This window comes from Streptomyces sp. NPDC051322 (assembly GCF_040689485.1).
Classification (GTDB): Bacteria; Actinomycetota; Actinomycetes; order Streptomycetales; family Streptomycetaceae; genus Streptomyces.
In genome coordinates, this window is record NZ_JBFBAK010000010.1 from 118,044 (window position 1) to 133,662 (window position 15,619).

Genomic DNA, 15,619 nt, shown 5'->3' on the forward strand with positions numbered 1-15,619 from the left:
CCCGCAGATCCCCATCATCGGACGCGCGTCCGCAGCACTTCTTCAGGGCCCCGTGGAATTCCTTCCACGGGGCCCTTGCCGTTGCCGTTGCCCGGCCATCGCCGGCGGCATCGATGCGGTGACATAGGTCACATAAATGTTTTGTGAATCCGGAAGCAACCATTCACCGGGTTCGCGGGTCATCCATGCGGAACCACCAAAGGCCCCAGCTGTGCGCACGCGCACCACGGCGGGGCCTCGGCCGGACTCGGGAGGGCTGCACTCGGAGGGGGGTGCAGCCCTCCCGCACGCCGGGACGGATCGTGCCGGGCGTGCCGGAGCGGGTCGTGCCGGGCGTGCCGGATTACTTCTTCGGTGGCATCGCCGGCATCCCGAGGAACGGCAGCTTCAGCGCGCCGAAGGCCTCCGCGGGCACCGCCGGCGATTTGGGTTCGACCGGGGCGAGGCGCCGGTATGCCTGGTCCTGCCCGGGGCGCGGGTCCTCCTCGCCCTTGTTGGGCCAGTAGGACATCGCGCGCTCCGCCTGCGCGGTGATGGTCAGCGAAGGGTTGACGCCGAGGTTCGCCGACACCGCCGAGCCGTCGACCACGGAGATGCCGGGGTGGCCGTACAGCCGGTGGTACGGGTCGAGCACACCGTCGTCCGCGGAGGCGCCGATCGGGCAGCCGCCGAGGAAGTGCGCGGTCAGCGGTGTGCCCATCAGCTCGCCCACGTTCGAACCGGCGAAGCCGTTGATCTCCTCGGCGATCAGCGTCGCGGCCCGGGTGCCCGCGGCGATCTGCTTCGGGTTGGGCGCGCCGTGGCCCTGCTTCGCGGTGAGCAGGCCCTTGCCGATGCCGCCGGGCTTGCGGTAGGTCGTCAGCGAGTTGTCCAGGGACTGCATCACCAGACCGATGATGGTCCGCTCCGACCAGTGCCGGTTGGAGAACGAACGGGCGGCCGCGGAGGGGTGTTTGACGACATTGCCGAGCCAGCCCAGCACGCGCCGTGAACCGTAGGGGACCTGGATGATGGACATGGCGCCCATCGCGTTGGACCCCTTGCCGTACCGCACCGGCTCGATGTGGGTGTCGCCGTCCGGGTGGATCGACGAGGTGATCGCTACGCCCCGGGTGAAGTCGGCCTTCGGGGTGCCGTGCTTCTTGCGGTAGCGGCGGTTGCTGGTCTGCGCGCCCACCAGCGCTTCGGAGTTGGTGCGGGTCAGCTCGCCGAGCTTCGGGGAGATCCGGGGCAGCAGACCCTGGTCGCGCATGGTGTGCAGCAGCGTCTGGGTGCCGTAGGTCCCGGCGGCGACCACCACCCGGCGTGCGCGCAGCACCTTCGGCGCGGGTTTGCGGACGTTCGTGGGGACGGTGGTGACTTGGTAGCCGCCCTCGCCGTGCTCGGCGATCGCGGTCACCGAGGTCAGCGGGTGGATGACCGCACCGGCCTTCTCGGCGAGGTAGAGGTAGTTCTCGGTGAGGGTGTTCTTCGCGCCGTGCCGGCAGCCGGTCATGCACTCGCCGCACTCGGTGCACGCCTTGCGCGAGGGTCCCGCCCCGCCGAAGTACGGGTCGTCGACCGCTGTTCCGGGCTTCGCCCGTGCCGCGCCTCCGGCGTCCTTTCCGTCGCCGAAGAAGACCCCGACGGGTGCCAGGTGGAAGGAGTCACCGACGCCCATCGCTTCGGCGGACGCCTTCAGGTGGACGTCCGCGGGCGTCATGGTCGGATTCAGCCGCACCCCGAGCATCCGCTTGGCCTGGTCGTAGTACGGCGCGAGCTCGGACTGCCAGTCGGTGATGTCCGCCCACTGGGGGTCCGCGAAGAACGGCGCCGGGGGGACGTACAGCGTGTTGGCGTAGTTGAGGGAGCCACCGCCGACGCCCGCCCCGGCGAGCACCATCACGTTGCCGAGCAGATGGACGCGCTGGATGCCGTAGAGACCGAGCGCCGGGGCCCAGAGGTAGTTCTTGACGTCCCAGGAGTTCTTGGGCAGCGTCCCGGCGGTGAAGCGGCGGCCCGCTTCGAGTACGCCGACCCGGTAACCCTTCTCGGTCAGTCGCAGCGCGGTGACGGAACCGCCGAAGCCGGAGCCGACGACGAGCACGTCATAGTCGTAAGCGGCGTCGTCGTGCGCGATGTCGTTGCCCTGTTCCCCGTCCTCGCTGCGGACGGAGCTCTCCTGTGCCATGGACTCTCCTCGTGAGGAACTAGCGGAGGCGGAAGGCCTTCATCGCCTTGAGACTGCGGCTCATGAACGCGGCGTACTTCTCGTCGTTCATGCCGAACGACGGGGCCATCGGCATGATCCGCTGATGGGCGACGGTCTGCGCCTCGGTGTATTTCAGGATGCCTTCGGAGCCGTGCCGGCGGCCCAGGCCGGACTCCTTCATGCCGCCCATCGGGGACTGCACGCTGCCGTACGCGGGGGCGTACCCCTCGTTGATGTTGACCGTGCCGGTGCGCAGCCGGGCCGCGACCGCGTGACCGTGCTTGCCGTCCTTGGTCCAGACGCTCGAATTGAGGCCGTAGGGCGTGGCGTTGGCGATGGCGATCGCCTCGTCCTCGTCCTTGAAGCGGTAGATGGAGACGACCGGGCCGAAGGTCTCCTCGGAGCAGACGGACATCGGCGCCTCGACACCGTCGAGAATCGTCGGCTCGTAGAACAGCGGGCCGATGTCCGGGCGGTGCACCCCACCGGCGACGAGCTTGGCGCCCTTGGACACGGCCTCGTCGACGTGCCGCTGCACGGTCTCCAGCTGGCGCTCGCCGACCAGGGAACCCATGTCGGCGCCGTAGGCGAGGGAATTGCCGAGACGCATCGCCCGGGTACGGGCCGCGAAGCGCTCGACGAAGTCGTCGGCGATCGACTCGTGGACGTAGAGCCGCTCGATGGAGATGCAGAGCTGACCCGCCGACGAGAAGCAGGCGCGGACGGCTCCGGCAGCGGCCTTCTCGACGTCGGCGTCGCGCAGCACCAGCATGGCGTTCTTACCGCCGAGTTCGAGGGAGACACCGACGAGCCGGGCCGCCGCACCCTGGGCCACCTCGCGGCCGGTGCGGGTGGAACCGGTGAAGGAGACGTAGTCGGCGTGCTTGACCAGCTCGGGACCGACGACCGGGCCGTCGCCGATGACCACCTGGAAGACCTCGCGCGGAAGACCCGCCTCGATCAGCAGATCGCGGGCCCACAGGGCGGTCAGCACCGTCTCGGTGTCGGGCTTCATCACCACCGCGTTGCCCGTGACGAAAGCCGGCAGGGCGTCGCCGACGGACAGCTCGAAGGGGTAGTTCCAGGGGGCGATCTGGCCGACCACGCCACGCGGCTGACGCAGCTCGGTCACCTTGGTCAGGGTCGGCACCGCGCCGGTGTGACCCTTGGGCTTGAGGTACCAGGGGGCCTTGCGGCCGTAGTGGCGCGCGGCCACCGCGACCGCCTGCACCTCCTCATGGGCGTGCAGCCTGGCCTTGCCGGTCTCCAGCTGGATGAGGTCGAGCACCTCGGCCTGCCGGGAAAGGACCAGGTCGTGGAAGCGCAGCAGGACGGCGGCCCTGCGGCGGACGGGGATCGCGGCCCAGGCGGGCTGCGCCGCGCGGGCCCGCTCGAAGGCGGTCGCCACGTCCTCGGGGGTGGACTCGGGCAGATCCGCCAGCTTCTCACCGGTGAACGGCGTGTGGTTGGCGGTGCGCCCGGAACCGACCACGTCGCGGGTCAGCTGGGCGACCACCTCGGGGGTGACCACATCGGCAGCGGTGCGCACACCGGCGGGCGCGGGGGCGATCGGGTTCGTGCCGTGGGGGGCGGCGGCGGTGGGAGCCTGCGAGTCCGTCATGAGGGGAGGCTATGCCTCGGCGGACACTTTCGGTACCCATCGGTAACACCTTTTCACGATCCCCCCTTATACCGCCAGCGATCACTGGCGGCATAAGCCCTGATCAGGTGGCTTGTGCCGCTCGATCATGCGGGAGGCGGCTCAGAGCCCGTCGATCCGAAGATGTGCGGCAGCGTCCGAGAACAGCTGGTCGCCGACCTTCGCGGCCCAGCCGTGCGCGGGTCCCGTGACCCGCAGCCGCCAGTAGACCGTGACCTTGTGCTTGCTGTTCGCCTGACCCGGGACGAGCAGTTCGTGGTAGCGGTGAATGACCGGGGTGTCGCTGCTGTCCGAGGGATCCACGAAGTCGGTGATGATCTCCGAGGCCTGCTGCCCCTGATGGTCCAACGGCTTGACGGTGACGTGGGGCTTCGAGAGCTCCGTTCCGCTGTCGCCGCCGGATTCGTAGTGCTTCTTCCAGGCGTCGGGGTCCGGGCCGATCACCGTGTCGTCATCGGTGGCGGCGGGGTCGGCGGTCGCGGTGTCCACCCGGTCGACGAAGACGGAGAAGACTCCGCTGGGATCCCAGTAGGTGACACTGTTGTCGTCGGAGTCCCCCTCGACACGCTGATAGTCCTTGGGTACGGCGACGTCCGCCTTGAGCACTTCGGTCTCCGGGCGCACCAGCCAGCCGGACGGCAGGCCGCCGCCGCCGAACGGGTCGGCGAAGATCAGCACGAGTACGACCGCCACGGCGAGCAGCGCGGCGCCGAAGCCGTACTGGGCCTTGCGGTTGCGGTGCAGGACCGGCGGAACCCAGATGTTGGTCGCCGACGGATCCGACAGCGCCCCGGCCGGACCGAAACCACGCGGCTGCACGGCGGTCGGCCGGGCCGGACGGGCCACCGAATCCAGCGTCTGCCGGATCTCGGCCGTGTCCGGCCGGTCCGCCGGATTCTTCCGCAGCAGCTGCATCACCAGTGTGCCCAAGGGGCCCGAGCCACGAGCCGGCACCTGTGGCTCGGCGCTCAGTACGGCCTGCAACGTGGCAGGAGTGTTCGAGCGGCGGAACGGAGACACACCCTCCACCGCCGCATAGAGCACCACGCCCAGTGACCAGAGATCGGACTCGGGACCGGGGCGCTGCCCCAACACCCGTTCGGGGGAGATGAATTCGGGCGAGCCAACAAACGCGCCGGTCTCGGTGAGGCCCTGCTCCCCCTCCACCTGAGCGATGCCGAAATCGGTGAGCACCACGCGCTCACCACGGCCGAGCAGCACATTGTCCGGCTTGACGTCGCGGTGCAGCACGCCCGCCGCGTGCGCCGCGCCCAATGCGCCGAGTACCGCGAGGCCGATACGCGCGGCCTCCCTGACGTCCAGGGTGCCTTCGCTGAGCCGGTCGCGCAGCGAGGGGCCGTGCACCAGCTCCATCACGATCCACGGCTTGCCGTCCTCGACGACCACGTCATGCATGGTGACGACGGAGGGGTGATCGATCCGGGCCGCGGCACGCGCTTCGCGCTGCATCCGCAGATAGACGTTCTCGCGCTCACGGGCCGGCAGATTGTCCGGAATCCGCGGTTCCTTGATCGCCACATCGCGGTCGACGACCTCGTCGTGCGCGCGCCACACCGTACCCATCCCGCCGTGGCCCAGTCGGCTGACGAGACGGTAACGGCCGCCCAGGACCCGCCCCACGTCGGCATCGGCGGGGGGCCGGACCGCGGACACCTGCGTCGGTTCGTACCGCTGCGTTTCGGGTCGCTGCGTTTCGGGTCGCTGCGTTTCGGGCTGCATTGCTGCGGGCTGCCGCGGTGCGGGTGGCCGCAGACCATAGCTTGTGGGCTCGTCGGCCCGCCCCCCGTTGTCGCTCATGATCTCCATCCTGGCGCAATAGATCGCTCGTCCATACCTACTGACCCCTACCCGCCTCAGCCGGCGGCCGTGAACGAGTCCACGGCCCTTTCGAAGTGCCGTTTCGCCGTGGCGACGCTGCCGACGGGGGCCGAGACCCAGACGTCGTAGAGGTGGCCGTCCTGTTCCCAGCAGAGGTCATAGGTGTGGCGCTGCCCCTCCGCCTTCGAGAACCCGTTCCAGCTGAACTCCCAGAGCGCGGCGTCGTGTCCGTCGTGGGTGGTGGCGGTGACCCGGCCGTCGTGATAGCCCGGATTGGTGGAGGGGCCCGCGGCGTCCGACGCGCGCTGGGCGGCGAGCGGGCCGTCGCCGGTGGTTCCGTGGACCCGGATGCCGATCCGGAAGACCTTGTCCGGCGTCATGTAGTAGATCCGTTCGCCATCGGTCCAGCGGGTGGCGTCGCTGGGCACGGCGAGCGAGAAGCCACCCGGATCGTCTGCGGTGCGGTAACCGGCCGGGGCGTCGGAACCACCGGACGCGGAACTGACCGGACGGGCGTCGCGGCCGCCGGAACCGCCCTTTCCGGCGGCCGTGGCAGCGGGCTGCCGGGTCACCGTGACGGTCGGGGCCGGCGCAGGGGACGCCATGGACGGCTCGTGCGCCGGTGCGCTGCGGCCCGCGGCGGCCTTGCCCGTCGACGAGCCGTCCCCCCGGACGACCAGCGCGACGGCTGCACCGGCCACCGCCACCACCAGCACCGCGGCGACCAGGGCGGTACGGCCGGTGAACCGCCGACGCGGCGGCGGGGACGGTGGCGTGGCGGCCCCGGCCGGCTGCGGGAGCGTGGCCGACTCGGGAACCGGGGCTGGCACGGGGACCGGGGCCTGCGCGGGGACGGTGGCCGGCTCCGGGTCGGCGGCCGGGTCCGTGGAGAGGTAACCGGCGAGCAGCCGCTCGGCCTCGTCGGCGGTCAGCCGCTGTGCCGGGTCCCGCGCCAGCAGCCCGTGTACGACGGGGAGCAGCGGGGCCGCCGCAGCGGGTGGCCGGATCTCTTCGGCGACGACGGCGTGCAGCACCCCGCCCAGCGAGTCGCGGTGGAAGGGCGATTCACCGCTCAGCGCGGCACACAGCAGCGCGCCCAGTGACCACAGATCGGCTTCCGGACCGGCGGTCCCGCCCTGCATCCGCTCGGGAGAGGTGTACTCGGGCGAGCCGATGAAGGCCCCGGTCTCGCTGATCGTCGTGGCTCCCGCGACCCGGGCGATCCCGAAGTCGGTCACCACCACCCGGCCGCCGTCCTCCAGCAGGACGTTGGCGGGCTTGATGTCCCGGTGCAGCACCCCCCGGGCGTGTGCCGCCCGGAGCGCGCCGAGCAACGCGATTCCGATTCCGGCGGCCTCCCGGGCGTCGACCGGTCCGTGGTCCTTGAGCCGGTCGGCCAGCGAGCCGCCGACCACCAGCTCCATGACGATGTACGGACGTTCGTCCTCGACGACCACATCGTGCACGACGATCACCTGCGGGTGCTTGATCTGCGCCACCGCACGCGCCTCGCGCAGCGCCGACGCGGTGGCCGCTCCGCTCTCCGGATTCAGCTCCTTGACGGCGACCTCGCGGCCGAGCAGCTGGTCGGCCGCCCGCCAGACGGTGCCCATACCGCCTCGGCCGATCCGGTCACCGAGCAGGTAACGCCCGGCGATCAGCCGGCTGTTCCGCGATGGTTCGTCGTGTGGCACTCGTGCTCCCCTACGTTCCCCGCGCCGGGTGGTCAGCTCGGCGGCTGCCAATAGCGAAGGACCGTGTCGAACCGCTGGCGGTTCCAGTCAGCGGCCGGACCACCCATGTAGATCGCGTACTCTGCCCGGCCGTGGTCCACGTTGTACATCTGGTCGATGGCGCGGCGCAGGCCCGGGTGGTCCTTGGTCTCGGTCCAGGTGAACTCCCAGAGCGAGGCATCCTGGTCCCGGAAGTTGTTGACGTGCAGGGTCAGGCGCTTGTAGTCCGGCAGCCGATCGAGCTGAGGTTCCAGAGCCAGCTGGTGCAGATACGGGGTCTCGTAGTCCGGGCTGTTGTCGACGCTGATCCGGATGAAGTGGTTGCCGTCGTCGGGCGTGTAGTCGATCTCCCCCGTTCCGTCCGTCTGGCGCTCCCAGCCATCCGGTACGGCGAGGCTGAACCCTTCAGGGTCCTGCACCCGCTTCCAGCCGTCGGGCAGACCCTGATGCGACTTGGGCTTTCCGCCACGCGGGGTGGGCCCGGGCGTCCGCACCTCGCCTGCGGTGGAACTGCCGTGCCGGTTCTTGTACTTCATGGCGCCGAAGCCGACCACTCCACCGGCCAGCACCGCCAGGACCATCACCAGTACGAGCGTACGCAGCCGCCGGCGCCGGGGTCCGGCTGTGCGGGGCGGGGCTGGTTCGGCCACCGGGTCCGGTATCGCCTGCCGGTGGGTCGTGGCTTCCTGCAGCATCCCCTCCGCGAGCAGCTGCGTCGGGACGTACGCCTGGGCCTCCTTCGGGCGGCGTCCCTCCATCGCGTCGAGCAGCATCCGCTCGGCCTCGACGGGGTCGGGCCGGTCGGCGGGGTCCTTGCGCAGCAGCGCGGTGATGACGGGTTCCAGCGGACCCGCCCGGTCGAGCCGCGGCAGTTCGTCATTGACCACCGCCTGCAGGGTGGAGATCGGCGAGGTGCGGCGGAAGGGGGAACGCTCCTCGACGGCGGTGTAGAGCGTGGCGCCCAGCGACCACAGGTCCGATGCCGGGCCCGGAGCCTCGCCGTAGACCCGCTCGGGAGCCAGGTAATCGATGGAACCGACGATCTCGCCGGTCCGGGTTATCTCCGTGTCCCCCTCGATCGCGGCGATCCCGAAGTCGGTGAGGAGCACCCGGCCGTCCCGGGCGAGCAGCACGTTGCCCGGCTTCACGTCCCGGTGCAGCACCCCCGCGGTATGCGCGGCACGCAGCGCGCCCAGCACGTGCAGCCCGACCCGGGCGGCCTCGGCGGGTGACAGCGGGCCCGACTCCTTGACCTCGTCGGCGAGCGAGGGGCCGTCGACGTACTCCATGACGATCCACGGACGGTCGTCGTACTCGATCACGTCGTGGACCGTGACCACGCCCGGGTGGTTGATCCGGGCGGCGGCGCGCGCCTCCTTCTGGGTCCGGGCATGCAGGACGACGCGGTCTGCCTCGGCCACGTACAGACCGGCCGTCAGTTCCTTCACGGCTACGGTCCGGTGCAGCACTTCGTCGTGGGCGCGCCAGACCTTGCCCATACCGCCACGGCCGATGAGCTCGCCGAGCCGGTATCGGTCCGCGAGCACCAAGTCCGCGCTGTGAGTGTGTTCCACGTGCCCCTGTCCCCGTTCCCTCGACTGCCAGGTTACGGACGGAGGTTCGGTCGTGGAACCTCGGGGCGGACCGTGATACCGCACTGTGACGGGAGCCCACCACCCTTTGCCTGCGGGGTGGTTACGTGTCGGCGTGGTAGCCCGCAACGGCCTGTTCGTAGATTTCGGTGACCTTGTCGCGCTGCGACTCGGGGCCGATGACCTGCACAATGTGGTACCGACCGTTGATAATCATCGCTGCGTTGCGGACGAAAACCTCGCGGCCGCTACTGTCCTGCCAGGTGAACTGTCCCTCCGCCATGGCCTGCGTCCCGACGTCGATCCGGCGCAGCCCGGCAGCGGACGACCACGTGGAGTCACGGAACGGCTTGAGTTCACGCTCCTTGTTGCGCTGATACGCCATCGGGTCGGCGCCGTCGTCCTTCACGCTGTCGCGGCCCGGCACGACGATCAGCTCGAAATCGCCGCCGAGATACCGGATCTGTCCGGCGTCGTTGACCGGGCGGCGCTCCCAGTCCTTGTCGACCGCGACGCTGAATCCCTCGGGGTCCTTGCGAACGGCGTACCCGGCGGCCGGTCCCCCGCTGTCCGGCTCGGTGCCCTGCGGCGCCCCGGGTGACTGCGACTGCTGCGAGGGCCCGGTGTCCGGTTTCCCGGCGGAGGTCCCGGCGGAAGCCCCGGTCGCTGTCCCGGTGGGAACGACGGTGGGTGAACCACTGCTGCCGGACTGCCGGGTCCCGGCCTCGGGCATGAACTTCAGCGCGTAGACCAGCGCGGCGATCAGCACGACCAGGATGACGATGACCAGGGTGCGGCCGAGCGAGCGCGGCTGCCCGCCGCCGCGGGGCTGCGCTGACCACTGTGGGGCGGTCCGGCGAGCGGCGACCGGCTCCATCGCCTGTACGGACGGGACGGCTTCGGTCTCACCGCGCCGGTCACCCCGCTTCCGCTGGCGATGCCTGCCGTGCATGTCGGCCGCGGCGGCCTTGCGGTTGCGGCGCCTGCGGACCAGCTCGCCTCTGCGCCGTACGATCGGCAGCCGCGTGGCGTCGACGGCGGGAACCGGCACGATGCCCTGGCCCGCGTCCGGCTCCGGCGCGGACCGTACGAGCGAACGCAGCCAGCCGCGCAGCTCCTCCATGTCCGGGCGCTCCGTCGGGTCCTGACGCAGCAGCGACTCGACGACCGGCCGCAGCGGGCCGCACTCCTCGGCAAACGCGGGCGGCTCGGCGCACACCAGCTGGACGAGCTCGGCCGCGCTCTCCTCGGGATACGGGGCATGGCCCTGGACGGCCCGGAACAGCAGCGCGCCCAGCGCCCACAGGTCGGTGGCGGGACCGACCGGGGCGGCAAGCTGCCAGTTCTCATGGACCGGGCCCGCCTGTTCGGGCGCCCAGCGTTCGGTGACCGGCCCGACGACGGCGATCCGCGCCTGTCTGGCCCGCTCGGCCGCGAGCGGTGTCGCGGGGCCGCGGCGTACGGGCACGACGGACTCCGCGGCTGCGCGGTCCCAGCCCCCGGCGACTGCGGGCCGCTCCGTGGGCTGCGAGGGCAGGACGGGGTCGCTGGGGCGTGGCTCGGTGTCGTACCAGTGGCCTGCCACCTCCTGCCGCTCGACGTCACTCACCCGGGCGGCGGCGCGGGTGCCCGCCCGGTAGGCGGCGATCGCACCGGCGCGGGCGGCCCTGATGTCTCCCGAGCCGCCGCCCCGGAGGGTGGGCACGGCGGGCAGTGCGGCATCGGCCCCGGGGCCCGCACTCGGGCCGGCGGTGGGGGCCTGCCGCTGTCCGGGCATCGTGTCGCCGTAAGGACGCTCGTACCGCGCCTGCGGATCCGACTCCTGCGGGCTCGGCTCCGGCGGGCCCGACTCGGTCGGACTCGGCTCCGGCGGGCTCGGCTCCGGCGGTAAGTCCGGTGCCGGCACCGGGTCGTAGCCGCACAGCGCTTCCTCCGCCGCGCCCGAGGCCAGTCCGGTCAGCACCACCCTGCCGTCCTCGCAGACGAGCACCGTGCGGGCGGTGATGTTCCGGTGCGTCCAGCCGTGGGCGTGCAGCACCCGCAGCGCGGTGAGCACATCGGCGGCTATCTCCGCCGCCCGGTACGGGTTCAGCGACTTCTCGGCGAGCAACGCCGCCAGCGGCCTGGCCGCGACGAGTTCGCTCACCACCCACAGCGAGCCGCCCTCCGCGAACACGTCGAAGACCTGGTCCAGCCGGGGGTGGTCTGGAATCTGCGCGGCGGACTGCGCCGCCTCCATCGCCCGCCGTACGGCCGGCTCGGTGGGCCGCCGGGTGGTGCCCGCCGAGGGCCGCCGGGGAGACGGCACGCCGGAACCTGGCCCGAGGCCGGCAGCTGCGCCGTCGTCCAGCACCTCGGCATCGACGACTTCGGGCAACGGCACCTGTCGGACCAGGACTTCCTGTCCGCTGTAGGTGTCGAAGGCGCGGGTCTCGGCAAGCTCGAACTCATCGGAAGGCGGCAGCGGAAGGCGGTAGCGGTCGGCAAGCACCCTTCCCGCATACTCGTCCACGACGCCTCCCCGAAGCGCGCTGTTCCTTGGTCAGGGGACCCCACCAAACCGTCAATTGCGGTCGATTACGGGCCCATTGCGGCTGCGTACGGTCCGCGTCCTCTCACGATACGTGTTTTCGGTCACTTCTTGGGGCTGAACGTCCTGAACGCCGTATCACGCAGCGTGCGGCAGGCGTCGCCGTCCCACTCGCTCGCCTTGCAGCTGATCATGATGGAGTAGCCGCGGTGGGCGTCCACCTTGAATCCGCGGTTGAGCACCCGGACACGTTCGCCGTTCTGCTCCCGCTCGAACTTCCAGTCGGCGACGGTCGGATACCCCTTGTAGTCGACCTTGGCGATGCCGAGATGCTTGTAGGAGTTGCTGCTGCCCGAGACCGCCGTCACCGCGGCCCGCCAGGCGGCAGCGGCGTCGTTCTTGGGAGAGTCGGTGAAATCGACCTGGACGCGCGGAAAGTCCCGGTGGGCGCTGTATATGCCGCCCGAGTTCTGACCGGCTATCGATCCGCGGCTGAACGAGGCGGGCATCGCCATCGAGAAGTGGAACCGGCCGTCGGTGATCGTCTTGTACCCGCCGGGCAGTGCGGAACCGGACGGCGCGGTCGATGACGGGCCATCGGTCTTCGATGACGCGGCGCCACCGTTCTTCCCCTTCGCCTTGCCGTTCCCCTGATCGCCGGTCGCGTCCTGGCCGGTCTTGCCGCTCGGCTCGTCGGGCTTCGCCTTGCCCGTGCTGTCGGCCCCGGCGCTCGTTCCGCTCGAAGTGCCGGTGCCGGCTTTGGCCTTGCTGTCATTGTCCTTGCTGCCGCCACCCAGCGAGAAGGCGAGCACGGTCCCGAGCAGAACCAGGACGACGACGGCAGCGATGATCACCAGGGTGCGGCGCGGGACGACGTCGGTGAGCGGCGCCCTGGCCCGGGCCGGGGGCCCGCCCACCGCACCGGCGGGCTTGGCCGGGGCGGCCTCGGCTCTCGCCTGGCGCACGGATTTCAGCGCGCTGCGCACGCGTTCCGCGGCAGCCGTGTCCAGCACCTTGGGGACCTTGAACTCCCGGGGTGCAGCGGGCTCTGCGGCCGTCGCACCGAGCGCCTTCGGCCCGGGCTCCGCCCGGAGCCCGGACGGGGACTTCGGCTTCGGCTTCGGCTTCGCCACCGGCTTGGCCTTGGCCTTCGGCTCGTCCGGCGCCGGGGGCAGCGGAACCACCCGGGTGGCGTCCAAGGGCACCGGCTCTTCCGCCCGCTCCGGCGCATCGGGGGCGTTGATCACCGCGTTGAGCAGGGTCCTGGCACCCGCGTCGTCGAGTCGCTGGGCCGGGTCCTTCGCCAGCAGGCCGTAGATGACCTCCGTCAGCGGGCCCGCGTTCTTCGGCGGGTCGACGGGCTCGGTCATCACTGCGGTGAGGGTCGCGATGGCCGACCCCTTGTCGTACGGAGGCGCGCCCTCGACGCTTGCGTACAGCAGCCCGCCGAGCGACCACAGGTCGGCCGGAGGGCCGGGTTTGTGACCGCGGGCGCGCTCCGGCGAGATGTACGAGGGGGCGCCGACGAGCATGCCGGTCGAGGTCACCGACGGGTCACCCTCGACCTGTGCGATGCCGAAGTCCGTCAGCACGACGCGGCCGTCCTCGGCGATCAGCACATTGGACGGCTTCACATCACGGTGCAGGATGCCTTCACGGTGCGCCAGCCGCAGCACGTCGAGAATCGCGAGGCCCACCTCGGCCGCGCGCCTGGGGGTGAGCACGCCCTTCTCCCGCACCAACTCGGCGAGCGAGCAGCCCTCGACGAGTTCCATGACGATCCACGGCCGGTCGTCCTCGTCCACCACGTCGTAGACGGTCACCGCTCCGTTGTTGCGGATCCTGGCGATCGCCTTCGCCTCGCGCAGGGTGCGCGTGACGAGCCTGCGCTTCTCGTCCTCGTCGATCGCCGAGGGGAAACGCAGTTCCTTCACTGCGACGGTGCGGCCGAGTGTCTCGTCCACGGCCCGCCAGACCGTGCCCATGCCGCCCTTACCGAGCACCCCTCCAAGCCGGTACCGCCCAGCCAGGAGGCGCCCCGTGGGTTCCTTCGCCTGCTCCGCCTCCGACATGCGTCCCCTCTGCGTTCAACCCGCCCTGGCAGAGCGACCATTGTCCCTCACTCCAGGACCGGTGATGGTGCGGGGTCCGCAGGCCCGGCTGTCCCCCCGTGGCCGGGCCCCGGGGGAACTCATGCCAGCGGCGAGATGTCCGGAGCGCCGAGCCTCGCCGCGTCCGCGGTCAGGTCGTCCGGCTGCCGCTGCGATTCCCGCTCCGCCTCCACCCGCTTCTCGTAGTGCTCGATCTCCTTTTCGATCTGACCCTTGTCCCAGCCGAGCACCGGTGCCATCAGCTCAGCGGCCTCTCTGGCACAGCGTGTGCCCCTGTCGAAGGTTTCTATCGAAATTCTGGTGCGGCGGGTGAGCACGTCGTCCAGGTGGCGTGCGCCCTCGTGCGACGCGGCATGGACCACCTCGGCCCGCAGATAGTCGTCGGCACCCGTCAGCGGCTCGCCCAGGGAAGGATCCTTTTCGATCAGCTCCAGCAACTCCTGCGTCATGGCGCCGAAGCGGTTGAGCAGGTGCTCCACGCGGGCCACATGAAGACCCGTCCGTGCCGCGATGCGCGCCCTGCCGTTCCACAGCGCGTTGTAGCCCTCGGCGCCGATCAGCGGCACGTTCTCCGTGACGCACTCGGCGACCCGCTGTTCCAGGGCGTGCACCGCCGCGTCCACCGCGTCCTTGGCCATCACCCGGTAGGTCGTGTACTTGCCGCCGGCCACCACCACCAGGCCGGGCACCGGATGCGCGACCGTGTGCTCCCGGGAGAGCTTGCTGGTCGCGTCGGACTCGCCGGCCAGCAGCGGCCGCAGGCCCGCGTACACCCCCTCGACGTCGTCCCGGGTCAGCGGCACCGCGAGCACCGAGTTGACGTGTTCCAGCAGGTAGTCGATATCGGCGCTGGACGCCGCGGGATGCGCCTTGTCGAGATCCCAGTCCGTGTCGGTGGTCCCCACGATCCAGTGCCGGCCCCAGGGGATCACGAACAGCACCGACTTCTCGGTCCGCAGGATCAGCCCGGTCGTGGAGTGGATGCGGTCCTTGGGTACGACCAGGTGGATGCCCTTCGACGCCCGGACATGGAACTGCCCCCGCTCACCGATCAGCGCCTGGGTGTCATCGGTCCACACCCCGGTGGCATTGACCACCTGCTTGGCGCGGATCTCATGCTCCCCGCCGCTCTCGACGTCCTTCACCCGGACGCCGACGACCCGTTCGCCCTCGCGCAGGAAATCGACCACCTTGGTCCGGTTGGCGACCAGCGCGCCGTAGCTCGCGGCTGTCCGCACCAGGGTCGCCACGTAGCGCGCGTCGTCCATCTGCGCGTCGTAGTACTGCAGGGCTCCGACCAGAGCGTCCTTCCGCAGGGCCGGTGCCACCCGCAGGGCGTGCTTACGGGTCAGATGGCGGTGGGTCGGCAGCCCGCGGCCATGTCCGGAGGAGAACGACATGGCGTCGTAGAGCGCCACACCGGAGCCCGCGTAGAGCCGCTCCCAGCCCTTGTGCTGCAAGGGGTAGAGGAACGGCACCGGCCGCACCAGGTGCGGGGCGAGCCGCTCGAGAAGCAGGCCGCGCTCCTTGAGCGCCTCTCTGACCAGGGCGAAGTCGAGCATCTCCAGATAGCGCAATCCGCCGTGAATGAGTTTGCTCGACCGGCTCGATGTGCCCGATGCCCAGTCCCGCGCCTCGACGAGGCCGGTCGCCAGGCCACGCGTGGCGGCGTCCAGCGCCGTCCCCGCGCCCACCACACCGGCGCCCACCACCAGTACGTCCAGTTCACGCTCGGCCATACCGGCGATCGCCTCGGTGCGATCGTCGGGTCCCAGTGTCGCTGTCCTCACTGTTGCCTCCCGCGTAGATCGGGTCGGTCGTTCACCCCCGATTCTGTCCGCCTTCGACGACTTCAGCCACCGCCTGTGGACAACACTCGGCCGACATGAACCGCGCAATACCGCAAATCGGTCATATTTACTCCTAACCTGACATTGCGCTGTCCACAGGACTTGCGTCATCG

The 15,619-nt window shown here is 70.7% G+C and carries 8 protein-coding genes; all 8 read right to left on the bottom strand.

The window, feature by feature from the left end:
- Positions 1 to 343: 343 nt before the first annotated feature.
- Positions 344 to 2,170 (bottom strand): GMC family oxidoreductase, encoded by a 1,827-nt coding sequence (locus AB0436_RS23275; protein ID WP_366469869.1) that lies wholly within the window; start codon positions 2,168 to 2,170, stop codon positions 344 to 346.
- Between the two features lie 19 nt (positions 2,171 to 2,189).
- Positions 2,190 to 3,812 (bottom strand): succinic semialdehyde dehydrogenase, encoded by a 1,623-nt coding sequence (locus tag AB0436_RS23280; RefSeq protein WP_366469870.1) that lies wholly within the window; start codon positions 3,810 to 3,812, stop codon positions 2,190 to 2,192.
- A 141-nt stretch (positions 3,813 to 3,953) separates the two neighbouring features.
- Positions 3,954 to 5,669: a serine/threonine-protein kinase gene (locus tag AB0436_RS23285; protein ID WP_366469871.1), complete on the bottom strand. Its 1,716-nt coding sequence runs from the start codon at positions 5,667 to 5,669 to the stop codon at positions 3,954 to 3,956.
- Positions 5,670 to 5,725: 56 nt separating this feature from the next.
- Positions 5,726 to 7,384, bottom strand: coding sequence for a serine/threonine-protein kinase (locus AB0436_RS23290; RefSeq protein WP_366469872.1), 1,659 nt, complete (start codon positions 7,382 to 7,384; stop codon positions 5,726 to 5,728).
- A 32-nt stretch (positions 7,385 to 7,416) separates the two neighbouring features.
- Complete coding sequence (locus AB0436_RS23295; protein WP_366470041.1) at positions 7,417 to 8,970, bottom strand: serine/threonine-protein kinase; 1,554 nt, start codon at positions 8,968 to 8,970, stop codon at positions 7,417 to 7,419.
- A 148-nt stretch (positions 8,971 to 9,118) separates the two neighbouring features.
- Positions 9,119 to 11,527 carry a protein kinase gene (locus AB0436_RS23300; RefSeq protein ID WP_366469873.1) on the bottom strand — a complete coding sequence of 803 codons (2,409 nt, stop codon included), beginning with the start codon at positions 11,525 to 11,527 and terminating at the stop codon, positions 9,119 to 9,121.
- A 122-nt stretch (positions 11,528 to 11,649) separates the two neighbouring features.
- On the bottom strand, positions 11,650 to 13,617 hold the full coding sequence (locus AB0436_RS23305; RefSeq protein ID WP_366469874.1) for a protein kinase: 1,968 nt from the start codon (positions 13,615 to 13,617) through the stop codon (positions 11,650 to 11,652).
- Positions 13,618 to 13,736: 119 nt separating this feature from the next.
- A complete protein-coding gene (locus tag AB0436_RS23310; protein ID WP_366469875.1) occupies positions 13,737 to 15,446 on the bottom strand; it encodes a glycerol-3-phosphate dehydrogenase/oxidase in 1,710 nt (569 codons plus the stop codon).
- Between the last annotated feature and the right edge of the window lie 173 nt (positions 15,447 to 15,619).